Origin of the sequence: Burkholderia sp. Cy-637 (assembly GCF_011753175.1) — a bacterium.
Lineage (GTDB): Bacteria > Pseudomonadota > Gammaproteobacteria > Burkholderiales > Burkholderiaceae > Burkholderia > Burkholderia gladioli.
On sequence record NZ_VWWC01000085.1, the window covers coordinates 16376 to 30779 of the forward strand.

13 protein-coding genes are annotated in these 14404 nt (G+C 67.1%); 3 read left to right on the top strand and 10 right to left on the bottom strand.

Going from position 1 to position 14404, the window contains the following annotated elements; all coding sequences use genetic code 11:
* Positions 1-103: 103 nt before the first annotated feature.
* Positions 104-3685 carry an indolepyruvate ferredoxin oxidoreductase family protein gene (locus F3J10_RS21320; protein ID WP_167242926.1) on the bottom strand — a complete coding sequence of 1194 codons (3582 nt, stop codon included), beginning with the start codon at positions 3683-3685 and terminating at the stop codon, positions 104-106.
* Positions 3686-4001: 316 nt separating this feature from the next.
* On the opposite strand from F3J10_RS21320, the gene F3J10_RS21325 reads away from it, so the two are divergent.
* The gene (locus F3J10_RS21325) at positions 4002-4199 is read left to right on the top strand and encodes a hypothetical protein (RefSeq protein WP_025101190.1); all 198 of its coding nucleotides are present in this window, start codon (positions 4002-4004) and stop codon (positions 4197-4199) included.
* Positions 4200-4317: 118 nt separating this feature from the next.
* On the opposite strand, the gene hppD is transcribed toward F3J10_RS21325, so the two are convergent.
* Positions 4318-5415: a 4-hydroxyphenylpyruvate dioxygenase gene (hppD, locus tag F3J10_RS21330; protein ID WP_167242927.1), complete on the bottom strand. Its 1098-nt coding sequence runs from the start codon at positions 5413-5415 to the stop codon at positions 4318-4320.
* A gap of 159 nt (positions 5416-5574) precedes the next feature.
* Here hppD and F3J10_RS21335 point away from each other — a divergent pair, with 159 nt between their 5' ends.
* A complete protein-coding gene (locus F3J10_RS21335) occupies positions 5575-6069 on the top strand; it encodes an Lrp/AsnC family transcriptional regulator (RefSeq protein ID WP_017919523.1) in 495 nt (164 codons plus the stop codon).
* A gap of 123 nt (positions 6070-6192) precedes the next feature.
* Here the strand turns inward: F3J10_RS21335 and F3J10_RS21340 are convergent, their stop codons facing one another.
* From F3J10_RS21340 to paaA, 8 genes are all read right to left on the bottom strand, one after another.
* Entirely contained in the window at positions 6193-6840 is a 648-nt protein-coding gene (locus tag F3J10_RS21340; protein ID WP_167242928.1) for a GNAT family N-acetyltransferase, read from the bottom strand.
* Between the two features lie 291 nt (positions 6841-7131).
* The gene (locus F3J10_RS21345; RefSeq protein WP_025101188.1) at positions 7132-7737 is read right to left on the bottom strand and encodes a TetR/AcrR family transcriptional regulator; all 606 of its coding nucleotides are present in this window, start codon (positions 7735-7737) and stop codon (positions 7132-7134) included.
* Positions 7738-7836: 99 nt separating this feature from the next.
* Entirely contained in the window at positions 7837-8658 is an 822-nt protein-coding gene (locus F3J10_RS21350) for a DUF1835 domain-containing protein (protein WP_025101187.1), read from the bottom strand.
* 128 nt (positions 8659-8786) lie between these two features.
* A complete protein-coding gene (paaE, locus tag F3J10_RS21355; protein WP_025101186.1) occupies positions 8787-9875 on the bottom strand; it encodes a 1,2-phenylacetyl-CoA epoxidase subunit PaaE in 1089 nt (362 codons plus the stop codon).
* 1 nt (position 9876) lies between these two features.
* Positions 9877-10425, bottom strand: coding sequence for a 1,2-phenylacetyl-CoA epoxidase subunit PaaD (gene paaD, locus F3J10_RS21360; protein ID WP_240155667.1), 549 nt, complete (start codon positions 10423-10425; stop codon positions 9877-9879).
* Between the two features lie 37 nt (positions 10426-10462).
* Complete coding sequence (gene paaC / locus F3J10_RS21365; RefSeq protein WP_166913979.1) at positions 10463-11269, bottom strand: 1,2-phenylacetyl-CoA epoxidase subunit PaaC; 807 nt, start codon at positions 11267-11269, stop codon at positions 10463-10465.
* Between the two features lie 7 nt (positions 11270-11276).
* On the bottom strand, positions 11277-11561 hold the full coding sequence (gene paaB, locus F3J10_RS21370) for a 1,2-phenylacetyl-CoA epoxidase subunit PaaB (RefSeq protein ID WP_025101183.1): 285 nt from the start codon (positions 11559-11561) through the stop codon (positions 11277-11279).
* A gap of 29 nt (positions 11562-11590) precedes the next feature.
* Positions 11591-12601: a 1,2-phenylacetyl-CoA epoxidase subunit PaaA gene (gene paaA, locus F3J10_RS21375; RefSeq protein ID WP_166913981.1), complete on the bottom strand. Its 1011-nt coding sequence runs from the start codon at positions 12599-12601 to the stop codon at positions 11591-11593.
* Positions 12602-12789: 188 nt separating this feature from the next.
* Here paaA and F3J10_RS21380 point away from each other — a divergent pair, with 188 nt between their 5' ends.
* Positions 12790-14067 carry an SGNH/GDSL hydrolase family protein gene (locus F3J10_RS21380; protein ID WP_167242930.1) on the top strand — a complete coding sequence of 426 codons (1278 nt, stop codon included), beginning with the start codon at positions 12790-12792 and terminating at the stop codon, positions 14065-14067.
* The last annotated feature ends 337 nt before the right edge of the window (positions 14068-14404 follow it).

Consider the following 14404-nt stretch of genomic DNA (forward strand, 5'->3'; position numbering starts at 1 on the left):
GACGGCGAGGGCGGGCGCGGTGCCTGCCTCGCCTGAATGAAAAAAGCCACGGACCCGATCGGGCCGTGGCTTTTTCATGTGCCGCGCCAGCGTGGCGGCAGCGTCAGGCGACGTGGCGCGTGAGCGCCTGCGGCCCGTTCCACTGCGCGAGCAGCGCCTCCCACTTGGTGCGCACCGCGCGCAGGTTGTTCTCCTTCACGTGGCCGTAGCCGCGAATCCCGTCCGGCAGCTTCGCGAGCTCGAGCGCGAGCGGCAGCCGCTCCGGCGTGAGCCCGGTGAGGATCGTCTCGACCAGGGTCACGTATTCGCCGATCAGCGCGCGCTCGGTGCGTCGTTCCTCGGTGCGGCCGAAGGGATCGAAGGCGGTGCCGCGCAGCCCCTTGAAGCGGGCCAGCAGGCGGAACGCCGTCAGCATCCATGGGCCATAGGCCTTCTTCACCAGATGGCCCTGCGCGTCGCGCTTGGCCAGGATCGGCGGCGCGAGGTGGTAGCGCAGCTTCAGCTCGCCCTCGAACTGCTCGGCCAGCCTGGCCAGGAAGGCCGGGTCCGACTGCAGCCGCGCGACCTCGTACTCGTCCTTGTAGGCCATCAGCTTGTAGAGGTTGCGCGCGACCGCCTCGGTCAGCGGTTCCTGCGCGGCCTCGCCGTCGAGGCGGGCCTCGGCGGCGCGCACGCGCTCGATCACGGCCGAGAAGCGTGCCGCGTAGGCGGCGTTCTGGTAGGCGTCCAGTTGCTCGACACGCTTGGCGATCAGCGTATCGACCGCCTTTTTCGTGTGCAGCGCGATCACCGTGGCGCCGCTGGGCACCACCTGCCTGCCAGCCGCGGCCTGGCGCACGCTGGCCAGGTCATGGGCGGCGCGGCGGCCCCAGTCGAAGGCCGCCAGGTTCTTCTCGACCTGCACGCCGTTGAGCTCGATCGCGCGCGTCAGCGAAGCCAGCGTGAGCGGCAGCCCGCCGCGCTGCCAGGCATAGCCGAGCACGAAGGGGTTGGTGTAGATCGTGTCGCCGAGCAGGGCGGCCGCGAACTGGTCCGCGTCGACCAGGTCGACGAACTCGCCCGCCGCGATCCGGATGTCCTGTTCGGCGCTCGCGCCGGGGAAGGCCCATTGCGGGTTCTTGATGAACTCGGCGGTCGGCGTCCTGGCGCTGTTGACCACCACCCGCGTCGAGCCGTGGCGCATGCGCGAGGTGCATTCGTCGCTGGCCGTCACCAGCGCGTCGCCGCCGATCACGAGATCCGCCTCGCCCATCGCGATGCGCGTGGCGTGGATGTCGGCGGGCGCATGAGCGATCTGCACATGGCTCATCACGGCGCCGCCCTTCTGCGCGAGACCGGTCACGTCGAGCACCGTGACGCCCTTGTTCTCCAGGTGCGCGGCCATGCCGATCAGCGCGCCGATGGTCACCACGCCGGTGCCGCCGACGCCGGTGACCAGCACGCCCCAGGCGCGGCCGATCGCGGGCAGCTCGGGTTCGGGCACCGGCGGCAGCGCGCCGGCATCCACCGCGACCGCCTTCGGCTTCTTCAGCTGGGCGCCCTCGACGCTCACGAAGCTCGGGCAGAAACCCTTGGCGCAGGAGAAATCCTTGTTGCAGGTCGACTGGTTGATCTGCCGCTTGGTGCCGAACTCGGTCTCGAGCGGCTCGACCGACAGGCAGTTCGACTGCACCGAGCAGTCGCCGCAGCCTTCGCAGACCGCCTCGTTGATCACCACGCGTTTGGCCGGATCCGGGTAGGCGCCGCGCTTGCGGCGGCGGCGCTTCTCGGTGGCGCAGGTCTGGTCGTAGATCAGGATGCTGGTGCCGGCGATCTCGCGCAGCTCGCGCTGCACGGCGTCGAGCGTGTCGCGATGGTGGATCGTCACGCCCGGCGCGAGCAGGTCGGTCTTGCCCTGGTACTTCTCCGGCTCGTCGCTGACGATCACGATCCGCGCGGCGCCCTCGGCCGCCACCTGGTGGGTGATCTGCGGCACGGTCAGGGTGCCGTCCACGGGCTGGCCGCCGGTCATCGCCACCGCGTCGTTGTAGAGGATCTTGTAGGTGATGTTGGCCTTCGAGGCGGTCGCCGCGCGCACCGCCAGCAGGCCCGAGTGGAAGTAGGTGCCGTCGCCGAGGTTGGCGAACACGTGCTTTTCCTCGGTGAAGGGCGCCTGGCCGATCCAGGGCACGCCTTCGCCGCCCATCTGGCTGAAGGTGCTGGTATTGCGGTCCATCCACACCGTCATGTAGTGGCAGCCGATCCCGGCGATCGCGCGCGAGCCTTCGGGCACCACCGTCGAGGTGTTGTGCGGACAGCCCGAGCAGAACCAGGGCTTGCGCTCGGCGGTGACGTGCGGCCGGGCCAGCGCGGCCTCCTTGGCCTGGATCACGGCGATCCGCGCGGCGATGCGCGCACGCACCTCGGCGGGCAGCTCGAACTTCTCGAGCCGCGTCGCGATCGCCTTGGCGATGATGGCGGGCGAGAGTTCGTAATGCGCCGGCAGCAGCCAGTTGCCCATCGGCACCGACCATTCGCCGCCCGCGCCGTCCTTCTCGTCGAACTTGCCGAAGATGCGCGGGCGCTGGCCGTCGGGCCAGTTGTACAGCTCTTCCTTGATCGCGTATTCGAGGATCTGGCGTTTTTCCTCCACCACCAGGATCTCGTCGAGGCCGCGCGCGAACTGCTGCGCGCCCTGTGCCTCGAGCGGCCAGACGCAGCCGACCTTGTAGAGCCGGATGCCGATCCGCGCGCAGGTCTGGTCATCGAGGCCGAGGTCGGTGAGCGCCTGGCGCACGTCCAGGTAGGCCTTGCCGGCCGTCATGATGCCGAAGCGCGCCTGCGGCGAATCGATCTCGATGCGGTCGAGCCGGTTGGCGCGCACGTAGGCGAGCGCCGCGTACCACTTGTGGTCGATCATCCGCGCTTCCTGCACCAGCGGCGGATCGGGCCAGCGGATGTTGAGCCCGCCCTCGGGCATCAGGAAGTCCTCGGGCAACACGATATTGGCGCGATGCGGGTCGATGTCGACCGAGGCCGAGGATTCGACCACGTCGGTGACGCACTTGAGCGAGACCCACAGCCCCGAATAGCGGCTCATGGCCCAGCCGTGCAGGCCGAAGTCGAGGTATTCCTGGACGTTCGAGGGATACAGCACCGGCAGGCCGCAGGCCTTCAGCAGGTGCTCGGACTGGTGCGCGAGGGTCGAGGACTTGGCGGCGTGGTCGTCGCCGGCCAGCACCAGCACCCCGCCGTGCGGCGAGCTGCCGGCCGAGTTGGCATGCTTGAGCACGTCGCCCGAGCGGTCGACGCCGGGGCCCTTGCCGTACCACATGCCGAACACGCCGTCGTATTTCGCGCCGGGGTAGAGGTTGACCTGCTGCGTGCCCCATACGGCGGTCGCGGCGAGGTCCTCGTTGAGGCCGGGCTGGAACACGATGCGGTGCGCGGCCAGGTGCTTCTGGGCTTTCCAGAGCGACTGGTCGAGGCCGCCGAGGGGCGAGCCGCGATAGCCGGAAATGAAACCGGCGGTATTGAGGCCGGCGGCACGGTCGCGTTCCTGCTGCAGCATCGGCAGCCGGACCAGCGCCTGCACGCCGCTCATGTAGGCACGGCCGCGCTCGAGCGTGTATTTGTCGTCGAGCGTGACCGATTGAAGCGCGGCTTCCAGCGTCGCGCGCTGGCCGGCGTCTAGCGGGGCATTCATTACTACGTCTCCTCCACCCGTTTGGGATCACCAAAACTGTCGGCATCGGCGTCTTGTGGACGCACATTGGCCGGGGCGCCATATTGGCGGGTTTCGGAAAATGGTATCACTGGTGGAAACCCGCCGTTTGTTGCGTTTTTTGTGGCGAATCCTTGCGATCTGCCTGCGATTTCCTGCGTTACATCATGTAAAAGCATGTAAAGCCCCGGGCCGCGCCGGGGGTTTCCGTTTAGTCTATTGCGCTGCCGGCAATGGTCGGGCCCCAACGATGGCCCTGGAATGGAGAGAGCCAGCCGGCTGATACAACGGAGGTTCCATGAATACGCGTCATATCCAGAATTTCTTGATGGTGTCGACCGCGTTCTTCGCGATGACCGGCCCGCTGCGCTCGCAAGGCGCGAGCGCCCTGGCCGCGGCGAGTGCGCCGATGCTGCAGATCACGCCCGCGGGCGACGCGATCGCGCCGGCCGGCGTGACGGCGACCACGCAGGTGAGCGGAGCGCCGAAAGCCTGAGATCGAGCCGGCGCCGCGCGGCGTCGTCTTGCCTGATAACGAGAAGGGCGGAAATCTTGCGATTTCCGCCCTTTTTCATTGCCGGTCGCGCGCCCGGCGGCGCCTCGGCATCAAGCCGTCAGGCCTTGTCCTGCACCACGCCGCGCCGGATCTGGTCCAGCTCGATCGATTCGAACAAGGCCTTGAAGTTGCCCTCGCCGAAACCCTGGTTGCCCTTGCGCTGGATGATCTCGAAGAAGATCGGCCCGATCTGGTTCTCGGTGAAGATCTGCAGCAGCAGGTCGTCGTGCGCGCCGTCGATCAGGATCTTGCGCTTGCGCAGCTCGGCCAGCGGCTCGCCGTGGTTGGGCACGCGCCGGTCGACCAGCTCGTAGTAGGTGTCGATGGTGTCGAGCAGGCTGACCTCGCTGCCGCGCAGCCCGTCGACGGTGCGGTAGATGTCGTCGCTGCCCAGCGCGATGTGCTGGATCCCCTCGCCGTGATAGGCATCGAGATATTCCTGGATCTGGCCCGGCGTGTCCGAGCCTTCCTCGTTGATCGGGATGCGGATCTTGCCGCAGGGCGAGGTCATCGCCTTCGACTTCACGCCCGTCACCTTGCCCTCGATATCGAAGTAGCGCACCTCGCGGAAGTTGAACAGGCGCTCGTAGAACTCGGCCCATTCGGCCATCCGGCCGCGGTGGACGTTGTGGGTGAGGTGGTCGATATAGGTCAGGCCATGGCCGACGGGGGCCGGGTCGGCGCCCGGGATCGGCTCGAAATCGACGTCGTAGATGCCGATGTCGCCGATGCTGCCGGCCTGCGCGCCGTTCTTGCCGCGCCAGCGGTCGACGAAATAGATCAGCGAGTCGCCGACGCCCTTGATGGCGGGAATGTTCAGCTCCATCGGGCCGGTCTTGTTGTCGAAACCCCAGGCGCCGAGTTCGAGCGCGCGGCGATAGGCCTGCGCGGCATCCTGCACGCGGAACGCGATCGCGCAGATCGAGGGGCCGTGCAGGCGGGCGAAGCGCTGCGCGAAGGAATCGGGCTCGGCGTTGATGATGAAGTTGATCTCGCCCTGGCGGTACAGCGTGACGTCCTTGTGGCGGTGACGCGCGATCGCGCGGAAGCCCATGCGCTCGAACAGCTGGCCGAGTGCCTTCGGGTCCGGCGCGGTGTATTCGATGAATTCGAAGCCGTCGGTGCCGACGGGATTGTCCCAGGTGGGAACTTGCATGCTGTCTCCTGATGTTCGGATACATCGATCGTGGGGGCGGCGAGCCGCCGCATGCAAAACAGTGTAGGCGGGCGATGCGGGCAATTACTTGCGAAATTAATCGTGCCCCGATACGATTGCGCAACTTTCAACCAATAACAATCGAACTGGGGGAGAAAAATGGCGCGTGTCGAATTGGACGCCATCGACCGGCGGATCCTGGCGATCCTGCAGGAGAACGGCCGGCTGTCGAACCAGGAGATCGCCGAGCGCGTGAACCTGTCGCCCAGCCCCTGCCTGCGCCGGATCCGGCGTCTCGAGGAAATGGGCGTGATCACCAACTACGTGGCCTTGCTCGACCCGAAGCGACTCGGGCTCGACCTGCTGGCCTATGTCAGCGTGCGGCTCGAGAAGCGCGGCGGCGTGGCCGCCGGCGAGGGCGGCGCCACCCATTCGGAGCGCTTTCGCGCGGCCGTGCAGGCCTGGCCCGAGGTGGTGGCCTGCCACGCGATGACGGGCGACATGGATTACCTGCTGCGCGTGCAGGTCGAGGACATGGCGCATTTCTCGCGCTTCGTGCAGGAGCAATTGCTGCACCATCCCTCGGTGATCGACGTGAAGACCAGCTTCGCGCTGGAGAGCTTCAAGGAAACCACGGCGCTGCCGATCCGCTGATTCCCTCGGCGCGGGCGGAGCATGACGGCGGTCAACGAAACGGGCGACCCGCTTGCGGGCCGCCCGTTCTGGATTCTGGTGCGGCAAGACTGCCGGGCCGGGGCGGCCCGGACGATTCGGGCCTCAGGCGGCCAGCCCCGCCGGCAGCATCGATTCGAACATCTGCGTGGCGCGGCGCGCCTGGCGCTTCATCGCGTAGTCGAACACGGCAGCCTGCTCCTGCAGCATTTCGGCGATGATCGTCGAGTGGTCGGCGGGCGGCAGCGACAGGTAGGCATCGGCCTCGCCGCAGGCGTATTCGATCCGCATGCCCGACTTCTTCGCGATATGCATCATGGTCGCGTTGCGCGACAGGCAGTGCATGTAGAGCGTCGAGACGTGGGTGTTGCGGCTGCGGATCGCCGCGCGCTCGAACAGCCGCGTGCCGACCCCCTGGCCGCGCGCCGATTCGAGCACCGAGACGCCGAATTCGGCGGTGCGCTTGTCGCCCTCGTCGGGCAGGTAGGCCAGGTGGCCGACGCCGACCAGCTCGAGCGCGGCGTCGAACACGCCGAACACGGTGTCGCGGCCGAAATCGATGGTGCGCACGTAATTCTCGATGACGTGGTTCGGCACGATCTGGCCGAAGCGCAGCAGGCGATCTTCACCGTCGAGCGCCATGAAATGCGTGAGCATCTGCTCACGGTCGGTGGAAGCCAGTTCCCGGACGAGAACCGGCGCCTGCCCGACCTTGCCGATCGGGTCGGCGGGGCGGAGAGGGAGCGTGTTCATCGTGGGTTCCTCAGAGACCGTACAGCCGGGTTGTGCAATGCAGCAGCATTCTAACCGAACGGTACACGTCGGATCAGGGAAAACCCGGATTCGTGTGGAGGAGGTCTTCTAAAGATATGCAACGATTGTCGGAAGTTTTTGATTTCTTGGCGATAATCGTTTCATCAGATGATATATGTGGCGATGTGCCGCATGTGCCTCGGGCGCAACGCTCGCGGCACGTTTGCTGCTCCGCAGTATTTGTCCCTTGTTTTCTCGCCTTCCGGCCCCCTGCGGCGGCCCGGGATTCGCTCAGGCCTCGCCGCCGAGCCCTCGCTCGATCAGCTCGATCACCTGCTCGGCGAAATCGCGGTAGCCGAGGCGGCCGCCCGGTTTCAGCCAGGTGAAGGTCCAGTTGATCATGCCGAACACCATCATGGTGACCGAGGTCTGGTTCTGCTTCGAGACGCGGCCCGGGTAGGCGCGCTCGATCTGGCGCGTGAAGGCGGCGACGATATCGCGCTGGCGATCGAGGATCACCTGCCGCTGCGTGTTCTCGAGGTATTTGACGTCGTTGAGCAGCGCCACGTGGCGGCTGTGCGAGGTTTCGTATTCGACCAGGAAGGCGCGGATCAGCTCGGCGAAGGCGTCGCGCTCGCTGAGCCCGCGGCGCTGGCTGGCCCCCTCGACCTCGGCGATGATCAGCATCAGCCGCGTGGTGTAGCGGTCGAGCAGGTCGAACAGAATCGCTTCCTTGCCCTCGTAGTAATGGTATAGACGCGCCTTCGAGGTGCCGCTGGCGGCGGCGAGGTCGGTCATCGAGGTGCTGGGGTAGCTGGTCTGCGCGAACTTCTCGGCCGCGAGGTCGAGAATCTGCTCGCGTTGGGATTCGTGGTCGGGCGCTCGGGTGCGGGCCATGGCGTGGATCGAAAAGGTCGGGCGGCGGGGCGCCGCCCGTTGGCGCGATAGTGCGCCAGGGGAATTGTACGCAAGGGCGGGCGCCGGCCCGCCGGTGCCTTAGTGCAGCGCGTCGGCAGGCACCGCGCGCAGCGAGATCTCGCGCAGGCGGTCGACATGCGGATTCTCGCCCTGCAGCTCGAGGCGGCCCGCCGCGACCAGTTCGCGGCAGCGCCAGAACGCCACGCTGTCGCTGACCACCAGGTGGCCGCGGTCGGCGTAGGCCATCACCGCGCCCACCACGCGCGCGGCCGGCTGCCAGTCTTCCCCGGCATGTTCGAGCACCAGCGCGTCGATATCGGCGTAATGGCCGCTCTTGAAGGTGTTGTCGATCCAGTAGCGCAGCTCGGCGTTGGCCTGCTTGGCCTCCTGCCATTCGAGCGCGAGCCGGCTGATGCGCAGCACCGAGATCGGCGCGGCTTCGGGCAGTTTCGCGGCCAGATGCTCGGGGGAGAACAGGCCGGTCGAGACCGGGCGCTCGCCGATCCGCTCTCGCGTGTCGGCATCGAGATCGGCCACCGAGAGCCGCACCTCGTTGAGCCGTTGCGGCGCGTTGCGCAGGTGGTAGGCCACGCGCCGCAGCATCAACTGGTCGGCGGCGCTTTGCGCGTGCCAGATCACCACCTGGCCGGCGCCGGCCGCGAGCTCGGCCAGCTTGTCGAGTTCGCCGGCCAACTGGGCGGGCCAGTCGAACAACTCGCCGGGCAGCAGCTTTTCCCAGAAGGCGGCGCGGGTCGCGGACGCGTCGTCGATGCCGCGCAAGGGGCCGACGGCGAGATCGTCGAGGAGTTCGACCACGGAATCGGTGCGGCCGGCCGAAGCCAGCGCGTTGCGTAGCGAGGCGGCGGCGGAGCCGCCGATGGTGACGTGAAGAATGCTCATCTGCCGAAGATCAACGAAGAAGGGCCGCCTGGCGGCCGGGCTGGTGTGCCTCGGCCCGTCAGGCGGCCCTTAGTGTAAGCGAGATGCCGTGTCACGAGATACCGCGCCGCGCGCGGCGATGACGACGCTCAACGTTCGTCGTAGCTGACCACCACCTTGTCGCTGATCGGGTGGCACTGGCAGGTCAGCACGAAGCCGTCGCTCACCTCGTGCGCTTCGAGCGTGTAGTTCTTGTCCATCCGCACCTCGCCCTCGAGCACCTTCGCGCGGCAGGTGCAGCAGACGCCGCCCTTGCAGGCATAGGGCAGCGCCAGGCCCGCGCGCAGGCCGATATCGAGCAGGCTCGGGCCCTCGTAGGGCAGGCGCAGCTTGCGCGTCTTGCCGTCGATCACGATCTCGAGCGCGGCGGCCGGCGTGGTTTCGGTGATTTCCACCGCCGGCGCGCCGGCCTGCGGCAGCGGCGTGCCGAAGCGCTCGACGTGGACCCGCTCCGGCGCCACGCCGGCCGCGGCCAGCGCGGCCTCGGCCGCGTCCATCATCGGCGCCGGGCCGCAGATGAAGGCCTCGTCGATCGAATCGGGCGGCACCAGCGTGTCGAGGAAGGCCGCGCACTTGGCCTGGTCGAGCACGCCGTTGAACAGCTCGACGTCCTGCTGCTCGTCGGACAGCACGTGGTAGAGCGCGAAACGCTGCATGAAGCGGTTCTTCAGGTCTTCCAGGCCTTCGGCGAACATGATCGAATCGACGCTGCGATTGCCGTAGATCAGCGTGAAGCGGCTGCGCGGCTCCAGTTCGAGCGTGGTGCGGATGATGGCCAGCACCGGCGTGATGCCCGAACCGCCGGAGAAGGCCAGGTAGTGCTTGCCGGCTTCGGCGTTCAGGTGCGTGAAGAAACGGCCGTCGGGCGTCATCACCTCGATGCTGTGGCCGGCCTTCAGCGTGTCGAAGGCGAAGTTCGAGAAGCGGCCGCCGCGCACGCGCTTGATGCCGATGCGCAACTCGCCGTCGCGTTCGTAGTCGGTGGTGCCGACGCAGATCGAATAGGAGCGGCGCGTTTCCTCGCCGTCGATGTGCGCCTTCAGCGTGACGAACTGCCCTTGCGTGAAGCGATATTGCTCGCGCAGCCCGGGAGGAACCTCGAACGAGACCGTCACCGCGTCGGCCGTCTCGGGCTGCACCTCGCGGATGCGCAGCGGATGGAATTGCGGAGTCGCCATGTCAGTAGGGCTTGAAGTAGTCGAAGGGTTCGCGGCAGTCGAGGCAGCGATAGAGCGCCTTGCAGGCCGTCGACGCGAACTGGGCGAGGCGCTCGGTATGGACCGAGCCGCAGCGCGGGCAGGCCGGCGCGGCCGGGGGTTTCGGCGCGAAGCGGATCACTTTCGAGGTGCCGCCGGGGTTCGGGGCGGGGCTGCCGCAGTTGCCGATCGGCGGCGCGATGCCATAGGCGCGCAGCTTGTCGCGGGCCGCCTCGCTGATCCAGTCGGTGGTCCAGGCCGGCGACAGCACGGTGACGATCCGGTGGGCGGGCGCGCCGATCCGCGCGAGCGCGGCCTCGATGTCCTCGGCGATCTGCGACATGGCCGGGCAGCCCGAGTAGGTCGGCGTGATCACGATCTCGAGCAGGCCGTCGTCGGCTTCGCGCAGTTCACGCAGGATGCCGAGTTCGCGGATCGAGACCACCGGAATCTCGGGATCGGGCACGGTGTCGAGCGCGGCGCGGATCGCGTCGAGATCGGGCGCCGGGGCGGGGTTGGCTGGCGCGGGCATGGCGGCTTTCGTCGGCGTGGCGGCGTGCATGCTCAGCTCACCAGCTCGCGCCCGGATGCTGGCGCGCCAGGCTTTGCATCTGCGCGAGCAGGAAGCCCATGTGCTCGGAATGCTCGCCGAGCTTGCCGGTGCTGACGTGCGCCACCGGCGGCGGTGCGTCCAGCGTGGCTTCGGCGAGTGCCGCGTCGACGTCGGCGCGCCAGGCGGCTTCGAGCGTGTCCGCAGCGGGCGCGATGCCGGCCGTCGCGACCTCGCGCTCGACCGCGTCGACGGCAAAGCATTCGCGGGTATAGGGCATCAAATAGTCGAGCGCCGCCTGCGCGCGGCGATGCGAGGCTTCGGTGCCGTCGCCGAGCCGGATCAGCCATTCGCGCGCGTGATGCTCGTGGTAGCGCGTCTCCTTGATCGATTTCGCGGCGATCGCGGCCAGCTGGGCGTCGTTCGAGGCCTCGAGCGCGGTCCAGAGGTGCAGCATCAGCGTCGCGTAGAGGAAGTTGCGCACGATCGTCACGGCGTAGTCGCGGTCGGCCTGGGCCGTGCCGCTCAGGGGGCCGTGATGCGGCAGCTCGACCAGCGTCAGGTTGGTGAATTCGTGCTCGCCCCGGAAATAGGCGTAGTCGTCCTCGGTCTTCGCGGTGCCGGTCAGCGCGCGTTCGAGGTCGGCCGCGTGGGCATAGAGCAGTCGCGCCTGGCCGACCAGGTCGAGGCTCATGTTGGTCAGCGCGATGTCCTCTTCGAGGATCGGGCCGTGCCCGCACCACTCGGCATTGCGCTGACCGAGGATCAGCGCGCTGTCGGCGAGGCGCAGCACGTAGGCAAGATGGGAGGCCGGGTTCGTCGTCATCGCGGGCTTACATGTGGTTGACTTCGTCGGGCAGCGTGTAGAACGTCGGGTGGCGGTAGATCTTGTCGCCGGCCGGTTCGAACAGCTCCGCCTTCTCGTTCGGATCGGATGCCGTGATCGCCGCCGACGGCACCACCCAGATGCTCACGCCTTCCTGGCGGCGCGTGTAGACGTCGCGCGCCATGCGCAGCGCCATCGAGGCGTCGGCGGCGTGCAGGCTGCCGCAGTGCTTGTGATCGAGCCCCTGCTTGCTGCGCACGAATACTTCCCAGATCGGCCATTCCTGTTTCATGTCTGTCTCCTGCTGGATGAGGGGCGGTTTCAGGCGGCCTGCCGTTCGGCACGGCGCGCGCGTTTCTCGGCATGGGCGAGCGCGGCTTCGCGGACCCAGGCGCCGTCGTCGTGGGCCTTCACGCGGGTGGCGAGGCGCTCGCGGTTGCAGGGGCCGTCGCCGTTGACGACACGCCAGAACTCGTCCCAGTCGATCACGCCATAGTCGTAATGGCCGCGCGATTCGTTCCACGCCAGATCCGGATCGGGGAAGCTCACGCCGAGCACACGGGCCTGCTCGACCGCCGCGTCGACGAATTTCTGGCGGAGGTCGTCGTTCGAGATCCGCTTGATGCCCCATTTGGCCGACTGGTTGCTGTGGACCGAATCGGCATCGCTCGGGCCGAACATCATCAGCACCGGCCACCACCAGCGGTTCACCGCCTGCTGGACCATCTCGCGCTGCGCCGGCGTGCCGGCCATCATCGCCAGCAGCGCGTCGAAACCCTGGCGCTGGTGGAAGGATTCTTCCTTGCAGATGCGGATCATGGCGCGTGCATAGGGGCCGTAGGTGCAGCGGCAAAGCGGGATCTGGTTCATGATCGCGGCGCCGTCGACCAGCCAGCCGATCACGCCGACGTCCGCCCAGCTCGGCGTGGGGTAGTTGAAGATGCTCGAATACTTGGCCTTGCCGGCGTGCAGCGCGTCGACCAAGGTGTCGCGCGAGACGCCAAGCGTTTCGGCCGCGCTATAAAGATAAAGACCGTGCCCGGCTTCGTCCTGCACCTTGGCGAGCAGGATCGCCTTGCGCTTGAGGCTGGGCGCGCGCGTGATCCAGTTGCCCTCGGGCAGCATGCCGACGATCTCGGAATGCGCGTGCTGGGAAATCTGGCGTACCAACGTCTTGCGATAGGCCTCCGGCATCCAGTCCTGCGGCTCGATCTTGCCGTCGGCGCCGATCACGGCGTCGAAGCGCGCCTGCTCGGGAGAGGCGGTGGCGTTCGTACCCGCAGCGTCGGCGGGGGCCGGCTGGCCGGGGAGGTCGAGGGATTGCGTATACATGGCGATCGTCCCGTTCGGGGAGAAGGTAGAGCGCAGTATAAATCAACCGTCCGGTCGGTTAATTAATTTTTAGAGATACCGGATGGCTTGCGCTCCACTGGGCCTGGATCGGCGGCGATGCAAAAACCGGGGCGATATCGGGCACAATCGACCACTTTCCCGTACTTCCCGGTGAGCTGGATCGAATCATGAGTTTCCGTCGTCGTTTGTTGCCGGCCGTGGTCGGCGGTCTTGCGTTGTGGTGGGCTGGCGCGGCAAGCGCCGCGGATGGGGAGGCGTCGCGCTGGGTGGCGGCCTGGGCCACCGCGCTGCAGCCGATTCCTGAACTGGCTTCGCCGCCTCCTCTATATAGAGCGCCTGAGGTCGCGGGTCGGACGCTGCGCGAGATCGTCTATCCGAGTGCGGCCGGCGACAAGGTCAGGGTGCGGATCAGCAACGCCTATGGGCGAGCGCCGTTGTCGATCGGATCGGCGCGGATCGCGCGTTCCGCGGGGACGGCCGCGGTGCGGGGCGACATCGCCGCGCAACTGAGCTTCGGTGGGCGGCGCGATGTCGTGCTGGCGCCGGGCGAGGAGCGCGACAGCGATCCGGTCTCGTTGCCGGTGGAGGCCGGCGCGCCGTATGCGATCAGCCTGTTCGTCCATGGCGAGCAGAAGCTGACGGCCTGGCATCGCGTCTCGAACCAGATCAACTATGTCTCGACGCCGGGCGACCATGCCGCGGATACGAGCGGGGACGCCTATAAGGTTCGGATCACCCAGTCAGCCTGGGTCAGCGAACTGGCGGTCGAGGCCGGGCCTAACGCGGTAGGTGCGATCGCGGCGGTTGGCGACTCGATCACCGATGGCATGCGTTCGAGCCTGAATCGCAACCGGCGCTGGCCGGACGGGCTCGATCGCCGGCTCGACGCGGCCGGCGCGCGCCAATGGGGCGTTGTCAATCTCGGGATCAGCGGGAATCGCTTGCTGAGCGACTCGGCCTGTTATGGCGTCGCGCTCGAGCGCAGGTTCGAGCGCGATGTCCTTGCCCGCTCGGGGGTGAAGGCGGCCGTGCTGCTGGTCGGGATCAACGACATCAATTTCCAGGCGATGCCGCCGCGCGCCGGCCTCGACTGCGATGCGCCGCATACGAAGGTCGATGCGCGGGCTTTGATCCAGGGATATCGCCATCTGATCGCGAGCGCCCACGCGAAAGGAATCGCCTTGTTTGGTGCGACGCTGACGCCGGCGTCCTTGCCTGCGGAGCGTGAGACGATTCGTGTCGAGGTGAATCACTGGATCCGGACCTCGGGGGCGTTCGATGGCGTGGTCGATTTCGATGCCGCGCTGCGCGACCCCTCGCGACCGCAGATCATGCAACGTCGTTACGACAGTGGAGACAACATCCATCCGAGCGACGCAGGTTATGCGGCCATGGCGGATGCGGTGCCGATCGACAAGCTGCTGGAGGCCGCGAAGCAGCGTTGAGTCGCGATGAAAAACGGGCGCCGTCATGGCGCCCGATTTTTTTTAACAAAGTTCTTAAAAAAGACTTGCGTGCCTGCTAAAGCCTGCTTAGAATCACGCCTCTTTCGCGCTAACGGAAACGCGGTGCGAAAGAGGAAGCAAGGTTGGATGAGTCGAGCGCCTGAGCAGTTGGCCGCTGATTCGTTTGACTGAGAAGTGATCGACGAAGTCTGTTGATCGCGGCGCTGAAAAAAGTAGTTGACGCGCTGCGAAATGTTGATCATAATCTCGCTTCTCTGCTGCTGAAAACGCAGCGCTGCTGAAGAAACCAAGTTACTTCGCAGAAACGCTCTTTAAA